Origin of the sequence: uncultured Microbacterium sp., from assembly GCF_963521695.1 — a bacterium.
Classification (GTDB): Bacteria; Actinomycetota; Actinomycetes; order Actinomycetales; family Microbacteriaceae; genus Microbacterium.
This window is the reverse complement of record NZ_CAUQWC010000279.1, coordinates 1-3,870: the sequence shown is the minus strand read 5'-3', so window position 1 is coordinate 3,870 and position 3,870 is coordinate 1. Positions and strand designations below refer to the sequence as shown.

Genomic DNA, 3,870 nt, shown 5'->3' with positions numbered 1-3,870 from the left:
GCCGGCCCTCGACCCGCTCGCGATCCTGGGGCCGGTCGACACGTCGGAGACCCCCGACGTCGCAACGGCGCGTGCGCTCGTGCGTTTCGACTACGCGCACGGACGCGCCGTCGCCGAGGCGCTGCGCGCCGGAGTCATCGCCGATGCGCTGCGCGCTCGCAAGTCGCGCAAGGATCGCGGCCCGAAGCCGCGCAGTACGCTCAGAGTCCGCCTGGACATCCCCGAACCCGATCTGTGAGCGCCGCGCGCCGTCGGCCGAACGCCACCGTGGTCCGTGCCGACGCACCCGCCCGGACCCACCCGCCCCGAACCGCCTGAGGAGAACCATGCGCCTCGTCTTCGCCGGCACTCCCGCCGTCGCCGTCCCCTCTCTCCGTGCCCTCGCCGCCGGCCCGCACGAGATCGTCGCGGTCGTCACCCGCGGCGACGCCCCGCTCGGACGCAAGCGCGTGCTCACCCCGTCGCCGGTCGCTCAGGCCGCCGACGAGCTCGGCATCCCGACCATCAAGGCCGACCGCCTGGACGCCGACGTGACCGAGCGGATCGCCGAACTCGCGCCCGACCTCGGCGTGATCGTGGCCTACGGCGGACTCGTGCGCGAGCCACTGCTGTCGACCCCCGCGCACGGGTGGATCAACCTGCACTTCTCACTCCTCCCGCGCTGGCGCGGCGCAGCTCCCGTGCAGCGCGCCCTCATCGCCGGTGACACCGTGACCGGCGCCAGCGTCTTCCAGCTGGTCGCGGCGCTCGACGCGGGCGACGTGTTCGCCGAGGAGCGCTACGAGGTGCCCCCCGGCGCCACCACCGCCGACGTGCTCGACGCCCTCGCCGACATCGGCTCTCCCGTGCTCGCCCGCGTGGTCGACGGCATCGCCGACGGCACGGCGGTCGCGACCGCGCAGCGCGGCGAACCGACTCTCGCGCCCAAGCTCACCCTCGACGACGGCGTGCTCGACTTCACCCAGGATGCCGAGACCCTCCTCCACCGCATCGCCGGCGTCACGCCCGAACCCGGAGCCCACACGACCCTCGACGGCGCCCGCTTCAAAGTGCTGCGCGCAGCTCCCTCCGAGGCGCCGCCGCTCACGCCGGGACGGGTCGCGGCATCCGGAAAGGACGTGATCGTCGGTACCGGCACGGCGCCCCTGCGCCTCGAGACCGTCCAGCCCGCAGGCAAGGGGGCGATGGCCGCCGGCGACTGGTTCCGGGGTCTGCGCACCGACGAACCGGTGCTCGGCGCATGAGCGTGCAGGGAGCGCGCGCCGTCGCGTACGAGGTCCTCCGCGCCGTCTCCGGCGACGAGGCCTACGCCAATCTGCTGCTGCCGCACGCGATCGCACGGGCGAGATTGGATGCCAAGGACGCCGGTCTCGCGACGGAACTGACCTACGGCACCCTGCGCCGACGGGGAACGTACGACGCCATCATCGCCGCCGCAGCCGACCGCACCGTCGACCGCATCGACCCGAACGTCCTCGACGCGCTCCGTCTCGGGGTGCACCAGCTGCTGTCCACCCGTGTCGCCTCGCACGCCGCGGTCAACGAGTCCGTCGAACTCGCCCGTCGGCACGGCGGGGGAAAGGGCGCGGCGGGGTTCGCCAACGCCGTGCTGCGCCGTATCTCTCGCGAAACGCCCGGCCAGTGGATGGACCGCATCGCCGCCGCCGCGCGGAGTGACGACGAACGGATCGGGCTGACCACCTCGCACCCCGTGTGGATCGTGCGGGCCCTCCGTCGCGCGCTGACCGCCGAGGGCCGCGCCGACGAGCTCACCGCCCTGCTCGAGGCCGACAACATCGCCCCGCGCGTGGCCATGATCGCTCTCCCCGGACTCGCCGAAGTGCCCGACGACGCCGCATCCACCCGCTTCGCGCCCACCGCCTTCACCACCCGCGGCGGAGACCCCGAGGGCCTCATCCGCGCCTCCGGGGGCCGCATACGCGTGCAAGACGAAGGGTCGCAACTCGCCGCTCTCGCCCTGAGCCGCGCCCTCCCCGTGCGCGAGGGGGAACGCTGGCTCGACCTCTGCGCAGGCCCCGGCGGCAAAACCGCCTTGCTCGCCGCCGAAGCGCTCGCGCACGGCGCAACGGTGGATGCCAACGAGATCTCGCCGGCGCGCGCCGGATTGGTGCGACAGGCCGTGGCATCCGTGCCCCTCGAGGTCGAAGTGAGCGAGGAGGACGGGCGCGAGCGCGCCGCCCGGATGCCGGGGGAGTACGACCGCATCCTCGTCGACGCCCCGTGCACCGGCATCGGAGCGCTGCGCCGCCGGCCCGAGGCCCGCTGGCGCAAGACCCCGGCCGACGTGCCCGATCTGACGGCCCTGCAGCTGGATCTGGTGCTCGCCGCGTTCACGGCGCTGAAGCCCGGCGGTGTGGTCGCGTACGTGACGTGCTCGCCGCATCTGGCCGAGACCTCCGGCGTGCTCGCCGAGGTCAAACGCGAGCTCGGCGACGCGGTCGAGGAGCTCGATGCCCGCGCGGTCGTGCGCTCCGTGGCTGTCGACGAGATCGACCTGCTCGACCAGGCCGACGGTTCCCTCCGCGCGCAGCTCTGGCCTCACCGCCACGGCACCGACGCCATGTCGATCGCCCTGCTGCGCAAGCGCTGACCCGCTGCTCGCCCGCCGCGAGCGGGCAAGCCCGGGCCCGCTGTGCGCGGCCGGGCCCGTTCAGCTCGTCGAGTGTCCAAGACACGCCGCGCGGGAGCCCCGTCGAACGGCGTGTCCTGGACACTCGACTGCACGGCCCGGGCGAGCGCGGCGACGGGGCGAGCGCAGTGCCCGCCCATAATGGTCGGGTGCCTACCGACGCCTCCCGCATCAACCCGAGCATCCTCGCCGCCGACTTCGTGAACATGGAGGCCGAGCTCGCGCGCATCGCGGGTGCCGACTTCGTGCACGTCGACGTCATGGACAACCACTTCGTGCCCAACCTCACGTTCGGGCCGCAGATGGTGGCGCGCATCCAGGAGACGAGCCCGGTGCCCCTCGACGTGCACCTGATGATCGACGATCCCGACCGCTGGGCTCCGGCCTACGCCGAGCTCGGTGCGGCATCCGTCACCTTCCACCTCGAGGCCGCGGCGTCCCCGATCGCCCTGGCACGTCGGTTGCGCTCCATCGGCGCGCGCGCCGGCGTCGCCGTGAAGCCCGGTACACCCGTGGAGAACCTTCTCGATTCGCTCAACGAGTTCGATCAGATCCTCGTCATGACCGTCGAACCCGGCTTCGGCGGCCAGTCCTTCATGCCCGAGACCATGCCCAAGCTCCGTGCGCTCGCCGACGAGGCGAAGCGACGCGGTTCGAGCGTCTGGCTGCAGGTCGACGGCGGTATCGGCGAGTCCACGATCGCGCAGGCCGCCGAGGCGGGGGCCGACACGTTCGTCGCCGGATCCGCGGTCTTCGGCGCCGACGACCCCGACGCGGCCATCCAGTCGCTGCGCACCACGGCGTCCCGCCACCGCCACTGACCAAGGCGCGGTCCGTCGTCGCGCACGGCGTCCGCGGTTGCGTCGCGCCCGGCGTCTGCGGTTGCGTCGCGCCCGGCGTCTGCGGTTGCGTCGCGCCCGTAGCCGCGCTCGGCGTCCGCGGTTGCGTCGCGCCCGCCCCGCGAACTCACGGATAAACGCGATCCACGCGCATAAACGCGCTCTCCTCGCGTTTCCGCACGCAGAAAGCGTTTATGCGTGACGGAGACACGGCATCCGGACGCCAAATCCTCGTCCGAACCGCAAGCCCCGCGCCACGCGAGCCCACGCCGACGCCCCGCCCGACCTCGTCGAGCCATCCCCGCCGCGCCCACCCGACCCCACGCATAAACGCGATCCACGCGCATAAACGCGCTCTCCTCGCGTTTCCGCACGCAGAAA

The 3,870-nt window shown here is 73.0% G+C and carries 3 protein-coding genes and 1 pseudogene; all 4 read left to right on the top strand.

Annotated elements, in window-relative coordinates:
* Positions 1-238, top strand: a pseudogene (locus RWP81_RS15180) (primosomal protein N'); the annotation flags it as partial.
* Positions 239-326: 88 nt separating this feature from the next.
* A complete protein-coding gene (gene fmt / locus RWP81_RS15175; protein WP_314457494.1) occupies positions 327-1,244 on the top strand; it encodes a methionyl-tRNA formyltransferase in 918 nt (305 codons plus the stop codon).
* Positions 1,241-2,611 (top strand): transcription antitermination factor NusB, encoded by a 1,371-nt coding sequence (locus RWP81_RS15170; protein ID WP_314457492.1) that lies wholly within the window; start codon positions 1,241-1,243, stop codon positions 2,609-2,611. The genes fmt and RWP81_RS15170 overlap by 4 nt, the downstream gene beginning before the upstream one ends.
* 188 nt (positions 2,612-2,799) lie before the next feature.
* Positions 2,800-3,471, top strand: coding sequence for a ribulose-phosphate 3-epimerase (gene rpe, locus RWP81_RS15165; protein WP_308220483.1), 672 nt, complete (start codon positions 2,800-2,802; stop codon positions 3,469-3,471).
* Positions 3,472-3,870: the final 399 nt, after the last annotated feature.

Bases quoted from the DNA above. Each gene is read 5' to 3' on its own strand.
- fmt (WP_314457494.1), top strand. From the start codon at position 327: ATGCGCCTCGTCTTCGCCGGCACTCCCGCCGTCGCCGTCCCCTCTCTC.
- RWP81_RS15170 (WP_314457492.1), top strand. From the start codon at position 1,241: ATGAGCGTGCAGGGAGCGCGCGCCGTCGCGTACGAGGTCCTCCGCGCC.